This is a genomic window from Deltaproteobacteria bacterium (genome assembly GCA_021737785.1).
GTDB lineage: Bacteria > Desulfobacterota > DSM-4660 > Desulfatiglandales > Desulfatiglandaceae > AUK324.
Window position 1 is genome coordinate 16,247 of sequence record JAIPDI010000057.1, and the last position, 17,019, is coordinate 33,265.

The 17,019-nt window shown below is 53.9% G+C and carries 13 protein-coding genes; 9 read left to right on the top strand and 4 right to left on the bottom strand.

Annotated features, from left to right (window positions below; genetic code table 11):
* Positions 1 to 80: 80 nt before the first annotated feature.
* Both K9N21_20730 and K9N21_20735 read right to left on the bottom strand, forming a co-directional pair.
* Positions 81 to 317 (bottom strand): hypothetical protein, encoded by a 237-nt coding sequence (locus K9N21_20730; GenBank protein ID MCF8146339.1) that lies wholly within the window; start codon positions 315 to 317, stop codon positions 81 to 83.
* 26 nt (positions 318 to 343) lie between these two features.
* Positions 344 to 1,525 carry a TRC40/GET3/ArsA family transport-energizing ATPase gene (locus K9N21_20735; GenBank protein ID MCF8146340.1) on the bottom strand — a complete coding sequence of 394 codons (1,182 nt, stop codon included), beginning with the start codon at positions 1,523 to 1,525 and terminating at the stop codon, positions 344 to 346.
* 197 nt (positions 1,526 to 1,722) lie between these two features.
* Here K9N21_20735 and K9N21_20740 point away from each other — a divergent pair, with 197 nt between their 5' ends.
* The 7 genes from K9N21_20740 to K9N21_20770 all read left to right on the top strand — a co-directional run bounded on the left by K9N21_20740 (position 1,723) and on the right by K9N21_20770 (position 9,169).
* The gene (locus tag K9N21_20740) at positions 1,723 to 2,649 is read left to right on the top strand and encodes an MBL fold metallo-hydrolase (protein MCF8146341.1); all 927 of its coding nucleotides are present in this window, start codon (positions 1,723 to 1,725) and stop codon (positions 2,647 to 2,649) included.
* A 620-nt stretch (positions 2,650 to 3,269) separates the two neighbouring features.
* Positions 3,270 to 4,829: a right-handed parallel beta-helix repeat-containing protein gene (locus K9N21_20745; protein MCF8146342.1), complete on the top strand. Its 1,560-nt coding sequence runs from the start codon at positions 3,270 to 3,272 to the stop codon at positions 4,827 to 4,829.
* Positions 4,830 to 4,987: 158 nt separating this feature from the next.
* Positions 4,988 to 6,286: a hypothetical protein gene (locus K9N21_20750; GenBank protein ID MCF8146343.1), complete on the top strand. Its 1,299-nt coding sequence runs from the start codon at positions 4,988 to 4,990 to the stop codon at positions 6,284 to 6,286.
* 90 nt (positions 6,287 to 6,376) lie between these two features.
* Positions 6,377 to 6,961: a peptidyl-prolyl cis-trans isomerase gene (locus tag K9N21_20755; protein ID MCF8146344.1), complete on the top strand. Its 585-nt coding sequence runs from the start codon at positions 6,377 to 6,379 to the stop codon at positions 6,959 to 6,961.
* A gap of 14 nt (positions 6,962 to 6,975) precedes the next feature.
* Positions 6,976 to 7,788 carry a dihydroorotate dehydrogenase electron transfer subunit gene (locus K9N21_20760; GenBank protein ID MCF8146345.1) on the top strand — a complete coding sequence of 271 codons (813 nt, stop codon included), beginning with the start codon at positions 6,976 to 6,978 and terminating at the stop codon, positions 7,786 to 7,788.
* Positions 7,789 to 8,352, top strand: a complete 564-nt coding sequence (locus K9N21_20765) for a nitronate monooxygenase (protein ID MCF8146346.1) — start codon at positions 7,789 to 7,791, stop codon at positions 8,350 to 8,352.
* Between the two features lie 52 nt (positions 8,353 to 8,404).
* Positions 8,405 to 9,169, top strand: coding sequence for a ribonuclease Z (locus K9N21_20770; protein MCF8146347.1), 765 nt, complete (start codon positions 8,405 to 8,407; stop codon positions 9,167 to 9,169).
* A gap of 76 nt (positions 9,170 to 9,245) precedes the next feature.
* Here the strand turns inward: K9N21_20770 and K9N21_20775 are convergent, their stop codons facing one another.
* A complete protein-coding gene (locus tag K9N21_20775) occupies positions 9,246 to 10,322 on the bottom strand; it encodes a polyprenyl synthetase family protein (GenBank protein MCF8146348.1) in 1,077 nt (358 codons plus the stop codon).
* A 244-nt stretch (positions 10,323 to 10,566) separates the two neighbouring features.
* Positions 10,567 to 11,901, bottom strand: coding sequence for a 30S ribosomal protein S12 methylthiotransferase RimO (rimO, locus tag K9N21_20780; GenBank protein MCF8146349.1), 1,335 nt, complete (start codon positions 11,899 to 11,901; stop codon positions 10,567 to 10,569).
* A gap of 306 nt (positions 11,902 to 12,207) precedes the next feature.
* On the opposite strand from rimO, the gene K9N21_20785 reads away from it, so the two are divergent.
* Complete coding sequence (locus tag K9N21_20785; protein MCF8146350.1) at positions 12,208 to 13,116, top strand: M23 family metallopeptidase; 909 nt, start codon at positions 12,208 to 12,210, stop codon at positions 13,114 to 13,116.
* 776 nt (positions 13,117 to 13,892) lie between these two features.
* Complete coding sequence (gene secA, locus K9N21_20790) at positions 13,893 to 16,754, top strand: preprotein translocase subunit SecA (GenBank protein ID MCF8146351.1); 2,862 nt, start codon at positions 13,893 to 13,895, stop codon at positions 16,752 to 16,754.
* Positions 16,755 to 17,019 lie beyond the last annotated feature (265 nt).

Below are 17,019 nucleotides of genomic sequence, written 5' to 3' on the forward strand. Positions count from 1 at the left end.
TATCCAGTATCCAGCATCCAGCATCCAGTATCAAGTATCCAGCATCCAGCAACCAGCAACCAGCATCCAGCAACCCGCCCCTATTCCACCTTGATTCGGGTGGCCTTTTTTTGTCCCCGGGGAACGCCCTCCTTCTCCAGGTCTTCTATCTTTTCATCGATCAGGGATTTCACGGCCTTGAGGAACTCGATCCGTGACCGGGACAGATGTTCTGTAAATTTGGATTTCCTCCGGGATGCCTTTTCAAGTTTTGAAAAAAACCTGCCGATCGGGCATATCATCTGTTCGTTCAGAGTCTCATCTTTTGTTTTGACCATGGCTACCTCCAATTCAACCGCTTTCATCAAGGTTCAAACGCAATGGACAGATCCGCCCCGTCGAGTTTGGCGCTGACCGATGTCGAGGAGGCCACCTGTCTGGGGAGGAGGATGTGCCGCTTGAAGCCTCCGATACGGATAACCAGTTCATCCGACACCTTATTGAGGTCCACATCCTTCTTCTCTATAAAGGGGAGCTTGATCTTCAACTGGTACCTGCCGTTGACCTTGACCAGAGAATACGGCTGCCCGTCAAAAAACCGCTCCAGCGGGTCCCTGTCTCCGTATATCTGATCAGCCAGCAACGCGAGGCTTTCCTTCCCCAATATCTCTCCCCTGAAGAGATTTACCGGAAAAAGGGGAATCGGGCTGAAATACGCCTCTGCCTGCCGGATATATTCGCCCTGCCGCTCCCTCCAGTCCTCAAAATAGTCGTCATGAATACTCTCCGGAAGAATACGATTCATGATAATGGCGTCTATGCTCATTTTGTAAAGAGAAAAATACATGAAGGCCCGCTGGGTTTCCTTGAGTACGATCTTTTCAGGATTGGTGACGAGACGCACCGTTGTTGTCTTGGGATCCACCAGGATCTCGTCCACCCCCTGCAGGCGCTGGAACAGGAATTCAATGGCATCAAAGTAGTCTTCGCCCGGAAGGGGAACATCGTACAGCCGTTTGGCGATGGGACGGGCATACCTGGCAATGGCCTTTTCCATCTTGAATATCTTTTTTATGTACCATTCCAGGGTGGTTGGAATGCTGATGAACCTGAGCGATTCGCCCGTGGGTGCGCAATCCAGAAGAATGACATCGAATTTCTTTGTCCGGACATACCGATTGATGTAGAGGAGGAGACTCACCTCCTCCATCCCCGGCAGGATGGCCAGTTCCTCGGCCAGGATCTCATCCAGCCCGGTGGTGTTGAGGAGGGTGGAGATGTATTTGTGGATATCCCCCCAGTTCTTTTCGATCTCTTCCTGAATATCCAGTTCCTGGATCCAGAGGGTATTTCCCACCTTGATCGGTTTCCCTCGGTTCTTGTCAATCAGGCCCCTGTCCAGGTCAAAAATATCGGCAAGGCTGTGGGCCACATCCAGAGACATGACCAGGGTCTTTTTGCCTGCACGGGCCGCCTTGATCCCTGTGGCGGCGGCCACACTGGTCTTCCCGACCCCGCCCTTCCCCGCAAAAAATATGATTCTCATTTGATTTCGATTCAGATCGTGTTACTGTTTTGCATTCAGGACATTTTCCAACATGAGCCAAAAAGTTTACCACACTCTCCGCAATTTTAAAAGGAGTAACGATTCCGGGAGTAAGGATATGGCGTCCGCACCAAAACCCGTCTATCCCGAGACGTCGTTACTGAATCCCTGACCACTGCCGGAAGGAGATGGCTTGTATGGACTTGATATTCCTGGGAACCGGCGCGGCCTGGGGTCTCCCGGAACTGAACTGCGACTGCCTCATCTGCCGTGAGATGCGGCAAAAAGGGGAAAAGCGGGATCGCACCTCCCTCCTCCTGAAGAACCAGACCACACTCCTGGTGGACTGCGGCCCGGATGCAAGGTCCCAGCTGACAAGACACAACATCGACAGGATCGATGGGGTGTTGATCACCCATGAACACAGCGACCACTACATCGGTCTCGACGAGCTTTTTGCATTCAAAAGGAACAGGCCCCGGGGGGCATTCAAACCCATACCGGTCTATCTTACGTCCAGAAGTCACCAGGTGATACGAAAGCGGTTTGATTATCTGGAAGATATGGAGGTCATCCGGGTTTGCACTATCGAGCCGGGGCAATGGGTTAACGTCTGCGAGTTTGAGGTGTTTCCCTTCGACACCTATCACGGACCTTTTGCACAGGGGTCGGTGGGGTTCCTTTTCAAGGTCAAAGGCATTTCAGGGGAAACCGTACGGATCGTGTACACCTCTGATTTCTCGGACATCCCCGATCCGCCATCGGATCTCTTTGAACCCGATTATCTGGTGATTCAATCCTTCTGGCTCAATGAACCTGTGCATAATCGGCCCCACCACATGAGTTTTCAAAGGGCCATCCGGTTCATTAAACGTCTCAGACCCAAAAAGGAGACCTTCCTCGTTCACATGGGCGATGCGGACAGGGTTGCCGGCGACCCGGCCAACAGCTTTCTCAAGAAATACGAACCCAAAGACCCGATGCGGCCCCCAGCCGGAGGGGATCCCTATCCCATCCCCCTCAACCAGGCCCAGTGGCAGGAAACCGTCAATCGCATCATCTCGGACAGGCAGGTCCCCTATCCGATTACCGTTGCCCATGACGACCTCTCCCTGAAAGCGTGAATGGTTGGACAGACAAGGAAATTGATTTTCGTCCTCTTTGGCGGGAAGAGATTGTATTGACACACCGTATCAATCTTCCTTATACTCATTAAGCTATATTAACCTGAAAAATGAACTTATATTATGATCTCCACAGTCCAAAGTTCTCGTAATGTATTGATTTTATTGAATGCATAAATTCCAGGCCGTCATTCCGGCGAAGCTTGTCCCGGACTCCGATCCGGGAGCCGGAATCCAGTGTCTTTTTGATAACTTAAATGTCCTGGATGTCGGTCGAAGATCCCGTACTTGCGGGGATCACGTCCGGCATGACGTGAAATCTTTGGACTGTCAAGTTATGATGGTCTCGTAAAAAGTCAGGAAATGTCATTTTTCGTCATTCCGGCGAAAGCCGGAATCCAGTCCCGCAACAGCGGGATTCAATCAGTTAAAAAACCTCTGGACCCCGTTTTTCAACGGGGTGACGACTTTTTACGAATGCATCAAGTTATGACGTGAAAAAATCTAATTTTCAGCCTTCTCTTTTTGGTTGTTTTTGCCAGGCAACATACTCACACCTAATTGAAATATCTTGGACCTTCAAGGGGACCTAAAAAAAACATGTCAGGAGGGAGGCAAGAATGAAAACAGATCGATTTCGACAAATCCCGTACCTTGTGATCCTAATTGGGCTGGCCTTTGTTTATCAAGGCATCGATTCAGCCGAGGCAGCCACTTTTTGTGTGACCAACAGCAGTCAGCTCCATGCAGCGCTGGGCACTGCGGAAGACAACGGCGAGGCGGACGAGATACACATCGCACAGGGGGCCTATACCGGCAATTTCACGTATCAGTCCCAGGAAGCCCTTGCCGTCATGGGGGGATATACGGCTGACTGCTCCTCCAGGGTCCTAAACCCTTCGAATACCGTCCTGTCACGCAATTCTTCAGCGACGATCTTGAGAATCACTATCGAAGGGGACGCTGATTTTGAGTGTGACGGCATTACCTTCCAAAATGGTTCAGCCGAACGGGGGGGCGGGCTGCGCATAGACTCATGGAATGGGAATGTGACGGTCAGCAACAACATCGCCTATGGCAACCATGCCGCCGAGTTCGGCGGGGGAATGTATATTTCCTCAGGCGGAACCATCACGCTTTCCCATAACACGATCTATGGAAACGATAGCGATTACTACGGCGGCGGCGCCAGCATCCACGGCGAAGGCACCCTTGTTTTGACGGCCAATGTAATCAGGGACAACATCGCGGACGGTGCGGCCGGCGGCATACATGCATCCGGCGGCTCCGTATCCGTGATCAACAATCTTTTTTATGGTAATTTCGCCACGTGGTATCACGGGGCCGTCCTTGTTGAAGGGGACTCCATCCGGGTCATCAACAATACCATCGCATCCAACTTATCAGAAGGGTTGGGTGCAGGTCTGACGGTCATGCTAGACCAAGATTCGGACAATGCCGAGATACACAACAACATTATCTACGCCAACAGCGGGTATTATGAGGGGAATGACCTTTGTATCTTTAACGATCAAAATGAAAACGGCGTTGCATCGCCGGTGAGCCTGCTCAACAACGACTTTGATCAAAGCGCGGCAGGAACCGATATCGTCCTCCCGTTTTCCATTGACCCAAGTAACCTGGATAACAGAGACCCGCTGTTTGTCAGTACGGGGACAGGAGACTATCGTCTGACAAAAGGGTCTCCCTGCATTGACACGGGCACCTCCACGGATGCCCCGGCAACGGATATCAGAGGGACATCGCGGCCCCAGGGTCCGGGGTATGACATGGGCGCTTATGAGTATGCTGACCCTAAGCCGGACATCAAGGCGAACGGCCAGGATGGCACTTTAGTCGTTACGCAAAGCGATCCGGTCTCGATTACGGTGAGCATGAATCCGGGCGACATGGCCCAGAGCACCGCCGATTGGTGGATAGCCGTCCACACGCCCCTTGCCTCGCCGGCGAACTGGTATTCGTATGTGTTCCCGACCGGATGGCAACCCGGGATCCATATGTGCATCCAGTATCCTCTATTTAGCCTCTCCACCCTGGCGCTGCCTCAAATGTCGTTCGTTTCAGGAGACTACACCTTTTATTTCGCCGTGGTTCCTCCGGGTGGCAACCCATTAGGGCCCTGGCTCGGGATGGATTTTGTGAAGGTCCAGGTCCAGTAGGGATGCGATTTACAGAAGCCGGGTCGGCAGCCTTGCGGTGACCCGCTTCCTGGAACCCGTCAAAACCGACAACCGTTAGCCGTATGTTTGACAATGGGGGGATCGGCGTTAACTGGATGCCGTGGCGTTCTTCACAGACAATGACAGGGGGATGGGACATGAAAGCAAGAGGCTTGATAGTGGCGGCGTTTATCACAGCGGCATTAACCTGGATCATCAGCCCGGGGATGTGTGCGGCAGACAGCACCCCCCCTGCATCTGTGGTGAAGTTGATCTTCATTCACCACTCCACCGGAGGGAACTGGCTCGCCGATCCCAATGAGGAGCAACCTTACGGCGGTCTCGGGTCTGCTCTGATGAACAACAACTATTTTGTGAGCGCCACCAACTACGGCTGGGGGCCTGACGGCATCGGCGACCGTACAGACATCCCCAACTGGCCCGAATGGTTCACCGGTTTGAACAGTACCACGATCCTTACGGCGCTGTATGCAGAAAACAATCAGAATATCGATGGATTCGGTTCCTGGTCGCGTCTGGCGACCGATCCGGGCGGGGAGAACCAGATCATCATGTTCAAGTCCTGTTTCCCCAATTCCGATCTTTTTGGAGATCCGGATGATCCAGCCGGGACAGAACCCAATGACCAGTATACGGTGAGCAATGCCAAGGCGGTCTACAACAACCTGTTGACCTACTTTCAGACCCGCCAGGACAAGCTGTTTGTGGTCATCACCGCCCCGCCCCAGACTCAAAATGCCTACGGGGAGGACTACCAGACGCCCGAGCACCGGGCGGCGAATGCCCGGGCGTTCAATAACTGGCTGGTCAATGACTGGTTATCGGGGTATCCATACCAGAATGTCTGCGTGTTTGACTATTTTAATGTCCTGACCGCCCAGGACAACCATCACCGGTATTACAATGGGGCCATCCAGCATGTGACCAATACAGCCTATAATTTTTCCGCCTATCCCACTGATGAATGGGACAGCCATCCGAACACGGAGGGGCAACAAAAGGCCACGGAGGAGTTCGTCCCCCTTCTCAACTACTATTACAATCTCTTTGCGGGCGGCTCCCCTTCAAATCCTGTCCCTGACATCAAGGCGAACGGCCAGGATGGCACTTTAGTCGTAACGCAAAGCGATCCGGTCTCCATTACGGTGAGCATGAATCCGGGCGGTCTGGCGGGACAGACTGCCGATTGGTGGATAGCCGTCCACACGCCCCTTGCCTCGCCGGCCGACTGGTATTCATATGTGTACCCGACCGGATGGCAACCCGGGATCCATATGTGCATCCAGTATCCTCTATTTACCCTTTCCCCCCTGGCGCTGCCTCAAATGTCGTTCGTTTCAGGAGACTACACGTTTTATTTCGCGGTGGTTCCTCCGGGTGGCAACCCATTAGGGCCCTGGTTGGGGATGGATTGGGTCAATGTTCACGTCCAGTAGAGACGGGGGTTCAGGGTCGCCCGATCAAGGGTCACGGTTCATGCGGGCCCAAGTTTCAACGCACAAAAAAGGAGTAATAATATCGGAGGCTTGCAAATGAGGCTGGGGATTTTTTCATGTGTGCTCGTTTTTTTCATCGGGGCTTTTGCAGGGGCGGGGCAGGCCTTGTCCGACAAACCCCGGGTCACCATCGAAACATCAAAGGGGACCATTGTGCTCGAACTGTATCCGGATGAAGCGCCTAAGACGGTGGCCAATTTCCTCAACTATGCGCGATGGGGACATTACGACGGCACCATCTTCCATCGGGTCATTCCCGACTTCATGATCCAGGGCGGTGGGTTCACCCCGAAGATGAAAGAGAAGCTGACAGAGATGTCCATCGAGAACGAGGCCGATAACGGCCTCAGGAATGACCGGGGCACCGTGGCCATGGCGCGCACCCAGGACGCCCACAGTGCAACGGCCCAGTTTTTCATCAACACCAAGGACAACGCCTTCCTGAACCACAAGAGCAAGACGCCTGAGGGATGGGGATACACGGTTTTTGGAAAGGTAACCCAGGGGATGGAGGTGGTGGATGCCATCTCCAAGGTTGAAACCGGGAACCGTGTGTCCATGGCAAACGTCCCGGTTGAGCCGGTGGTGATTACCAAGGTGACGGTCAAGGATTAGATGACAAGGACGGTGTGGCCGAAGGGAAGGCCTGCGAAATTGTGATTGAACAGGATACGGAAATTATATTCAACAAACAGGTCGCCGCGGGCGCCTTTTTGATGGGGGTGCGGTCCCCCGAGATTGCGGCGGAGGCCCGACCCGGGCAGTTCGTCATGCTCCGGGTGGGCCAGGGCATGGACCCGCTTTTAAGGAGGCCTTTTTCCATCTGTGATGCCGTGGACGACCTGGTACTTATCCTCTACCGGGTGGTGGGCCGTGGAACCCGGATCATGTCGGATGCGAGAAAAGGTGAACGGCTGCAGGTCCTGGGCCCTTTGGGAAGGGGGTTTGCACGTCCCCTCGCAGGACAAGGCACCATTCTGGTGGCCGGGGGCATTGGGATTGCCCCGCTCCTGTTCCTGTCTCGATGGATGCCGCCGGAAAGTTTTACTTTTTTTGCCGGGTTTGGTTCTGCTGATCAGATTGTCGGGGTCGATGAACTGGGCCTGTCGGGCATGGCGATATCGATCGCCACGGACGATGGCTCGGCCGGACATCACGGCCTTGTGACGGAGCTTCTGGAAAAGGCAATGACCGGTCTGAGCGGGGATCCCGGGATGGTCTTTGCATGCGGTCCGCTCCCGATGTTGAAGGCGGTTATGGCAGTGACCCGTGACAGGAAAATCTCCTGCCAGGTCTCTTTGGAGGCATTGATGGCCTGCGGGCTGGGGGCATGTCAGGGGTGTGCGGTGAAGGCGGCGCCCGGACAGGATCGGGCCTACCGGCATGTATGTCAGGATGGACCGGTGTTTGACGCCACTGATCTGGATTGGGGGGCGCTCTAAATGGAGATCCATCCTGATTTACGGGTCCGCATCGGGTCTCTGGAGTTAAAAAATCCTGTGCTGACCGCATCCGGGACCTTCGGGTACGGCCGGGAATTTTCCCCCCTGATGGATTTGAACCGGTTGGGCGGGATCGTGGTCAAAGGGGTTTCCCTCTCCCCCAGGGAGGGGAATCCGCCTCTGGCCGTGGAAGATGCGGGCGCGGATGCCCTGACCCTGATCAACACCCTTACCGGCATGGCCGTTGATATTGAAAAGCGCGTCCCCAGACTGGCCAACCTCTCCGGGGGGCTGTCCGGACCGGCTATCCGGCCGGTGGCCCTTTTTATGGTCCGCCAGGTGGTCAAGGCGGTCCGCATCCCTGTCATCGGCGTGGGGGGGATCATGGACCATCGGGATGCCCTCGAGTTCCTCATCGCAGGGGCCCGGGCCATCCAGGTGGGAACTGCCAACTTCGTCCAGCCACAGGCATCTGTCAATATCATCGAGGGATTAAGGGACTTCTGCCGGAGTCATGGAATATCGGGCATCGAGGAGATTATCGGCACCCTCAGGGAGGGATAACACCTCATCAGAAAGGGAAAAGAACGACTCAAGAGGGGATGGGAGGGCATGCATGAAGGCGATCATTCTCGGCTCAGGGACCGCCATCCCACTTAACGACAGGGGCTCCCCCGCCATTGTGGTGGTGATCGATGGGAAACCGGTCCTGTTTGACTTGGGACCAGGAACCCTGCGTCAACTGACGAGGGCCGGCATCAACTACGAACAGATCGAACATGTATTTGTGACACACTTTCATCCGGATCATACCGGAGACCTGGTCCATCTCCTTTTTGCATCAAGGAACCCCGCTGTGCTCCGGAGAAGACGGCCCTTCAAGGTTGCGGGGCCTCCCGGCATTGCAAGACTGATCGCCGATCTTCAGGCCGCCTACCCCGGCTGGCTGGACCTTCCCCCTGAGGTCATGGGAATTGAAGCGCTTGACACCGGGAGAAACAGCCGAAAAGGCTATGGAAACTTCACGGTGATCACATCGCCCACGGATCACACCCCCCACAGTCTGGCCTATCGGGTCCAGGATCGGACGGGAAAGGCCATGGTCTATTCAGGAGACACCGGGTTCTGCGACGCGGTGGTGGAACTGGCCCGAGGGGCTGATCTGTTGATCCTGGAATCTTCTTTCCCGGACAATGAGGGATGTGAAGGACATCTGACCCCTTCTCTGGCCGGACGCATGGCCACCCTGGCAGGTGTCGAGCGCCTGGTTCTGACTCACTTCTATCCGGAATGCCTGCGCACGGACGTGGCGGCCCAGTGCCGCAGGACCTACAAGGGAGAGTTAATACTGGGAGAAGACTTGTTGCCGCTCCGGGTGTAGATCTGAGAACCTGCATAAACCGGGATAGCGAATTCTCCAATTCTCCAATTCCTCAATTCCTCGATTCCCGAATCCCTCAATGCTCTCTGTCTATAATATGCTGACTTAGGCGTATCAACTCCCTCTTTGTCTCAGAATCAGGGAATATCTTGAGGCAGTCTGCAGCATGGTCCACAAATCCCTGGGCCTCTTGTTGGACACGATCCAGTGCCCCGTTTCTCCTCACCAGATCAATGATATCCTGGTAATCGTCATCGGTCGTTCCAGGGTTTGTGAGAAGGGCTTTAACCCGCTTCTTTTCACTTGCTTCGATCTGCGACAGGGTATAGATAAGCGGCAGGGTCATCTTCCCTTCCCGCAAGTCTTTTCCCACCGGCTTGCCAAAAACCCTTTCCGAAGAGGTGTAGTCCAGGAGATCGTCTATGAGTTGAAAGGCGATGCCTGCATTGAGCCCGAATTGTGCCAGGGATTCCTCCTTTTTTGTCTCAGCCACTGAAATGATGGCCCCGCAGGCGCAGGCCGCTGATATGAGGATGGCGGTCTTGGCGGTGATAATCTCCATGTATTGCTCTTTATTGAGGTTCCAATCATTGGTGTGCACAAATTCCAGGATCTGGCCTTCGGTCATACGCAGAGTAGTCTCTGTGAGTCTCGTCAGAAAGGGCATGTTGTTGACCCGGACGCCGATGGACAAGGCCTTGGAGTAGAGAAAATCCCCTTCCAGGACCGCGGCATGATTGCCCCAGACCTGGTTTGCCGAAGGCCTTTTTCTCCTGATCTCAGCGTTATCCAGCACATCATCATGGAGCAGGGAAGCAGTATGGATATATTCGAAAATCGTTGAGAGCCGGTAGATATCTTCTCGGTGATAATTGCAGAGATTGCATGAAAGCACAAACATGAGGGGCCTGAGCCTCTTGCCGTCTCCCAGGAGCGTGTGTTTGCCCATATCTTCAATCAGGGGCACGCGGGACTTCAATACCTCATACAATTCCCTGTTGATGATGTCAAAGTGACGCTTAAACGGTACTCCCTTTGGTGTATCCGACTGCATGATATTAAAAGAAATCTTCCTTTCTATAGGCCGGTCGTCTCGCAAATCAGCCGGGATGGTGAATCCGGAATCGGACAAACGCGCCCCCGAAAACCCCATGATCCCGGTCTCCCATCATGTCATTATTCCAATGGGGGCGTCGGTTCTCTTCTCCCAGACGATAATGTACTAAAAAAAAATTTACAACCTAATTCAGGCCCTCCCGGACCTTCAGACCCGCACATCCCCGGGGCATACTTTTCCGACCTGTGCGGCGAGGCTTCCCCCATGCTGAATCTTCCTTCTGCATGGGAAGCGCAAAGGTCGCACTTTTTGCCGGGCGTTTTCGTATGATCTCGAAAAATTAGAGGATTTTTCCCACGAGATCGTAGGTATGCGCTTCTGTAATCCGAACAGGCATGATCTCCCCGATGATACCCTCCCCTTCATTGATAAGGACGCCTGTATCCACGTCCGGGGCCATTGTCTCCGTCCTTCCGGCCAGCAACAGGTCGGTTTCGGGGCTGGGGCCTTCAATCAGTACAGGAAAAATCCCACCGACCTTTCGAGTGTTTAATTTTTTTGAAATTTCCGCCTGAATGTTCATGATCCGGGCCGCCCTTTTTTGAGCCGTATCACGGTCAACCGCCGGTTGAAGCCGGGTGGCGTGTGCCCCCTTCTCAGGGCTGAAGGCGAATACCCCCAAATAGTCCAGTTCGGCTGTTGTCACAAAACCACAGAGCTGATCGAACATCTCTTCTGTTTCGCCTGGAAACCCCACCATCAGGGTCGTTCGAATGCTGATGTCCCGCTTTCTACCCCTGATCCTTTCAATCAATTCTTCCGGTGTCTCCTTGTGAGGATCGCGTCCCATGGCTGCCAGGAGATGTTGATTCACATGCTGAAGCGGGATATCCAGGTAGGGACAGATGCTCTCCTCCCTATCCATGATGTCCAGCAGGGACTCCGATACCCGATTCGGGTGAAGGTATAACAGCCGGATCCACCGGATGCCGTTTATCCGGACCAATCTCTCCAGTAATTCGTTAAGCCGGGGTTCGCCGTACAGATCTTTCCCGTATAGGCTGGTATCCTGCGCAATCAGATTGATCTCCTTGACGCCCCTGCCGGCCATCTCCTCGGCCTCCCGGACCAGAGATGTCAGCTGTCGGCTCCTGAAAGGACCTCTCAATTTTGGGATGATGCAATATGTGCATCGGTGAGAGCATCCTTCTGCGATCTTGAGATAAGCGGTGTAAAAGGGGGTCGTCTGCACTCTGGGGACATGATGGTCGGCCAGGAAGGCGGGGCGGCAGATAAAAAACGGCTGGGACGCCATCGCCTCTCTGCCGAGGATCTCTGCCACACGGGAGATCTCTCCTGTTCCCAGCCACCCATCCACCTCAGGGATCTCCCTCGCCAATTTATAGCCGTAGCGTTGCACAAAGCAACCGGCCACCACCAGTCTCCTTAGTCGCCCTTTTTTCTTGAGACGCGCAGTTTCCAGAATGGTGTCGATGGCCTCTTCCACGGCGGACTCCAGAAACCCGCAGGTATTGATGACCACAAATTCGGCCTCATCCACCCCGGATACCAGTGTAAACCCGTTTGCCTGGAGCATGCCGAGCATATGCTCGCTGTCGACCATGTTTTTGGCGCAACCGAGGCTGATGAGAGCTACTTTCCTGGATTTTTCCATGGAGACATCCGTGTAAGTGGTTCCAGGGCATCAAGAACCAAGCGTCCAAACTTACGGTTTTCCTCAGGGTTTCCGGCTTTCGGGCTGGATGAAAGGGTAAACACCCCGGTAAACCGTTGGCGGTTGGATGCCATGTTATCAGCAAGCCGCCGCGATCTCAAGCCTTGCCTGCGGCAAAGCCGTTCAGCGCTATAGAAAAAAATTGTGATTTTATGGATTAAATTGCGTTGACACATGGAAGACCGTGTGTTAACTGATATTCGTCATTTGGCTATTATCTTCTGTTCTTTCCTGGATCGAGCGATTTTGGCTTCAAAAAAGATCACACTATTCATGGTGCCTGACGGCGCAGGCAGGGTGAAACAGCTCAGGGTTTCCGGTCTTCTCCTGGTATGGCTGGTTATGCTTTTCAGCCTCTCTGTAATAGGGTTCTTCTTAACCCTCCACGCCTATTCCAAAATCAGCCATAAGATCCCGCGCCTGGCGGAACTGCAGAAGGAAAATGCGCTTCAGAAGGAGCAGCTCCTTCATATGGCCCGTAAAATAGATCGGTTTACCCAGGAAATGGCCGAACTGAGAAAGGCTGACCATACGCTCAAGGAGATGGTGAACCTGGAAGCGGTCGAAGGGGATGAGCAATTCAGAGGCGTCGGAGGCTCGGATCCAAGTCTGCTTGATCCAAAGATTACCGTGACCAAGGTGAACCGGGATCTCGTGCGGGCCATGCATCGATCCCTGGACAATCTCGACAGCGATATCGAGTCGAGCAAGGAGGACAAGACCGGCCTTCTGAAGTTCCTGGAAAATCAGAAAATACTTCTGGCCTCTAAACCTTCCATCTGGCCCGTAAAGGGATGGTTGAGTTCCAGCTTCGGATACCGGAGTTCGCCATTTACCGGAGTGAAGGAATTTCACAAAGGGATTGACGTCTCGACACGGGCAGGATCTCCGATAGTTGCCAGTGCTGACGGTGTTGTGTCTTTCACCGGCTGGGATCGGGGATACGGCCGGGTGGTCCTCATAAAGCACGGCCATGGCTTTGAGACCAGATATGCCCACCTCAACAAGTCCATTGTAAAAAAAGGCCAGCGCGTGAAGCGGGGTGAAACCATAGGCCTGGTCGGCACCTCCGGCAAGACAACCGGACCCCATCTCCATTATGAGGTGCACCTGAATGGTGTTGCGGTGAATCCCATCCGTTATGTCCTCAGATAGACCGCCGGAATCTCCATCCTTTTCTGAATCGTCAGTATTTCCCGCAAAATCAGATCCGTGGCGAAACCGAACTCCTTGATTTTTTTGTTACAAAGTTTTTTAATGCATAACCGGGCATTCATGAGGATTGCACGGCGGATGGCTGTTATTCAATCTCTGAATTCGTAAGGTGGCCTAACAGCCGCAACCCAACAGGTTTCACCCAAGTCCCGGAAGCGTTCTGGACGCCCGTGGGGGTCTCTGCCCAAGAGCTGCAATAAAATGCGGTCGTATCGTTCGGCGGCCGCCCCCGGGCTCCGAATAATGTTTACGGAAAGGCAGCAAGGACATACCGTCCCATGAAACGCTGTATTTGGGGCTGGAACAGACTGTATTGTAAAGCCCTGCTGCCGTCCCCAGGAGCTGTATTCGGTTTTTGTCCCGCCTCCTGGGCGGGAAGCAGAGACCCCCACGGGCAAACTTCTTCGCACGTTGTCCCGCAAGGCGGGATTACAGACAAAGACTCTAATCCCCGGGGTTATCCGCCATAGGCAGGTCCTTATATAATGTTGATTAAATAGCCTCTTGGAAACCAGAAGACGCATACCCGGACCGGAACGACGATCTATAGGCCATCTTTTTTGATTGTCATGAAAAAGGTCTTATATTTTGAAATTAAGCTTCGAATTTTCGGTTCCATCGGTTATCCGGGACAGGTGTTACGAATTGTCCTAACACCTCAGCGCAGACGGTAGCGCTCAGAATTTCAACTTTCCCACTTTCTTAATGAGATGATCATGCTTGGAAAAATCATAAAGAATATTTTCGGCAGTAAAAATGAACGGGAACTCAAAAAACTGACCCCGATGGTGGATCAGATCAATCAACTGGAAGCGGATTTTCAGGCCCTGTCCGACGAACAGTTTCCTCAAAAAACAGCTGAATTCAAGGAGCGGCTTTTGCGGGGGGAAGCCCTGGACGACATCCTTCCTGAAGCATTTTCCGCTGTGAGAGAGGCCTCTGTAAGGACCCTCGGGATGAGACACTTTGATGTGCAACTCATCGGCGGGATTGTGTTGCACCAGGGTAAGATCGCCGAAATGAAGACCGGCGAGGGCAAAACCCTGGCTGCGACGCTTCCCCTCTACCTCAATGCCCTGACAGGAAAGGGCGCCCATCTGGTGACCGTTAATGATTACCTGGCCCAACGAGATGCAGAGTGGATGGGGGCCATCTACAAGGCCCTGGGGCTTTCAGTGGGGGTGGTTGTCCATGGCATGGATGACAGGGAGCGGAAAGCGGCCTATGCCTGCGATATCACCTATGGCACCAATAATGAATTCGGATTCGACTACCTCCGTGACAACATGAAGTTTGATTATGCGGATTTTGTCCAGAGAGGGTTCCATTATGCCATTGTGGATGAGGTGGACAGCATCCTGATTGATGAGGCCCGGACCCCTTTGATCATCAGCGGGCCGGTCGAACACAGCGAAAACAGGATCTACGAGGAAGTCAAACCCCTGACCATCAATCTGAGAAAGAAGCAGAACACGATCATCCGCTCTCTTCTGAATGACGTGCGCCAGTCTCTGGATGCGGGGGACGCAGGAGAGAAGACGATCGAAACCCTCCTGCAGATCAAGAGGGGGGATCCCAAGAATCCCGTATTCCTGGACATCGTGGCCAAGAACCAGGCGCTGAAAAAACAGATCGACAGGACTGAGAGCATGCTGAGATCCCAGAAGGTGCTGCCCGACCTGGATCAGGATCTCTACTGCACCATCGACGAGCGAAGCAACGCAGTGGAACTCACTGAAAAGGGGCTGGACCTCCTCTCAAAAGGCGGGCTGGGCGAGTTTATGCTCCCTGATCTGGACGACGAAAGCCACAATGTCCGGAATGATCCCCAACTGAGCAAGGCTGATAAGGAGGAGCGTCTGAGGGCACTTGAAGAGCAGTACATGAAGACGTCCGAGCTGATCCACGCCACGCAGCAGCTGATCAAGGCCTACTGGCTGTTTGAGAAGGATGTGCATTACGTCATCAAAGACGGTGAGATCATGATCGTCGATGAATTTACCGGCCGTCTCATGCCGGGTAGACGCTGGAGCGACGGTCTGCACCAGGCCGTGGAGGCCAAAGAGGGCGTCAAGGTGGCCGGGGAAAACCAGACCCTGGCGACGGTGACCTTCCAGAATTTCTTCCGCATGTATGAAAAACTGGCCGGGATGACCGGGACGGCGGATACCGAGGCGGCTGAATTCAACAATATCTACAAGCTGGATGTGGTGGTCATCCCGACCAACAAGAAGATGATCCGCATCGATTTCCCGGATGTAATCTACAAGACCGAGCGGGAAAAATTCAGGGCCGCTGCGGACGAGATCCGGGCGCTTTATGAAAAGGGACAGCCGGTCCTGGTGGGCACGATCTCCGTGGAAAAGTCCGAGATGCTGAGCAAGATGCTCAAGCGGACCGATGTCCCGCATTCCGTGCTGAATGCCAAACATCATCAGAAGGAGGCTGAGATTATCGCAAACGCGGGTCAGCAGAAGACCGTAACCATCTCCACCAACATGGCCGGCCGGGGGACCGATATTGTTCTGGGAGAGGGCGTTCGCGAATTGGGCGGACTTCACATCCTGGGGACCGAACGGCATGAGAGCCGGCGGGTGGACAACCAGCTCAGGGGCCGATCAGGGAGGCAGGGAGATCCCGGCACCTCCCGGTTCTACCTTTCCCTCGAAGATGATCTCCTCAGGATCTTCGGGTCTGACAGGATTTCCTCTATCATGGAACGACTGGGGATGGAAGAAGGCGAGCCGATTGAACACAGTCTGATCTCCCGCGGAATTGAAAACGCCCAGAAAAAGGTGGAAGCCCGTAATTTTGACATGCGGAAACATCTCCTTGAGTATGACGACGTGATGAACAAACACCGGGAGATCATCTATTCCTTAAGAAGAGATATCCTGGAGGGGAGTCGGATCGGTGAAATCATCCAGGATATGATCGATGAGAAGGTGGATGGGCTGGTGGATCAGTGGATCGATCCCGAAGCCCACCCCGAGGATTGGAACATCAAGGAACTCAAAGGGGTTGTCTCGCGGTTGTTCGGTTTCCAATTAAAGGCAGGACCCGAAGATATCGGAGAGGAGGCCTTTGATGCGCTCAAGGCGGATGATCTCCCCGACATGGTCCGCGAGCAGGTCAGAACCGTCTATGAGGAGAGGGAAAAACTGTTCGGAAAAGAAGAATTGGAGCAGCTTGAACGCTATATCATCCTCCAGATCATCGACGATAAGTGGGTGGCCCACTTGCAGGCCATGGATCATATGAAAGAGGGTGTCGGTCTCCGGGGATACGGGCAGCTCGACCCGCTCAAGGAATACCAGAAAGAGGGGTTTGCCCTGTTCGGAGAGCTGATGGATCAGATCCGGGAAGAGACCCTCAGCATGCTCTTCAGGGTGCAGATTGTGAGACAGAGACCTGAACAGGTGCCCAGGCCGAAAAAAAGGCCATTGAACCTGAGTCATGGAGATGAGGGTGCAGGTCCGGTCACTATCCGGCGCAGCGAAAAAAAGGTCGGGCGGAACGACCCCTGTCCCTGCGGGAGCGGCAAAAAATACAAGAAGTGTTGCGGGGCGGGCAAGTAGGTCTGGATGCTGGATACTGGATACTGGATGCTGGATGGTGGATACTGGATACTGGATGCTGGATGGTGGATGGGCGGATAGCTGATAGCTGATAGCTGATGGCTCAGTAGCTTAATCCCGCTTTCCAGCCCCCTGTGTCAGAGTAGTTGTCGGATGAAGCAGGAGAGAAGTGGCGACACCCCCGTAGGTGAGCGTAGCGAACCGGAGGGGGTGTCGGAGGCGACCCGCCATCCCCATTTCTCCTCAATACGAACATGAAGCGGGG